Source organism: Psychrobacter sp. 1U2 (assembly GCF_051847575.1).
In genome coordinates, this window is the sequence record NZ_JBPYDC010000626.1 from 1 (window position 1) to 934 (window position 934).

A 934-nucleotide genomic window follows, 5' to 3' on the forward strand; every position below is an offset into this window, starting at 1 on the left:
CTGGGGCACATGTTATTAAGATTGAAGGTGGCGATGAGCTTTGTGAGTTGGTCGCCACATTAGCGCAAGCAGGTACGCCCACTTGTGTCCATCTTGGTTTGACCCCGCAATCAGTCAATGTTTTTGGTGGCTACAAAATCCAAGGTCGCGGTGATGTAGCAGCCGATAAACTGTTGTCTGATGCCAAAGCAGTCGTCGCTGCAGGTGCAGCGCTACTTGTACTAGAGTGTGTTCCCGCTGAGCTTGCCAAAGCAGTCACCCAAGCGGTTGCAGTGCCGGTGATCGGAATCGGTGCAGGCGCAGATACAGACGGTCAGGTATTGGTCATGCATGACATGCTAGGTATGGCACATGGCCGTGTGCCGCGTTTTGTGCATGACTTTTTGACTGATGAGCGCAATACGGCGCATAGTATTGAAGGCGCTTTTGCGCTTTATCAGCAGTCAGTACGCGAAAGCAGTTTTCCAGCAGAGCAGCACCAGTTTAGTTAAGGTATGCTCCAGCTTTTTACGCTCATCTTTTTATGTTTATAAAGAAGAATATTTAATAATGCCAATCATTTACCATCATATCTCAGCGATGCGTACTGCTTTACAGACCCATCGCGGGCAGCAGCGCATTGCTTTAGTGCCAACGATGGGCAATTTGCATAAAGGTCATCTTGAGCTAGTAACGCTTGCTAAACAGCACGCTGATATTGTAATCGTGAGTATCTTTGTCAATCCTACTCAGTTTGGGGAAGGAGAGGATTTTGACAGTTATCCACGCACACTTGATAGTGACGTTGCCAAGCTGACATCAGTCGATGCTGATTATATCTTTGCGCCGAGTACTGATGAGATGTATCCCGTATTGCCGCCTCCGACCTGTGTGCTTGCGGGTGCTATTGCCAATCAATTGTGTGGTCAGTCGCGTCCTGGTCACTTCGATGGTG

2 protein-coding genes are annotated in these 934 nt (G+C 48.6%); both read left to right on the forward strand.

All coding sequences use genetic code 11. From position 1 onward, the window contains the following. On the forward strand, window positions 1-491 hold a 491-nt coding region (locus ACS8FD_RS17695), incomplete at its 5' end, for a 3-methyl-2-oxobutanoate hydroxymethyltransferase (protein ID WP_439276816.1). 58 nt (window positions 492-549) lie between these two features. After that, window positions 550-934 (forward strand): pantoate--beta-alanine ligase (locus ACS8FD_RS17700; protein ID WP_439276817.1); only part of this gene is annotated, 385 nt, incomplete at its 3' end.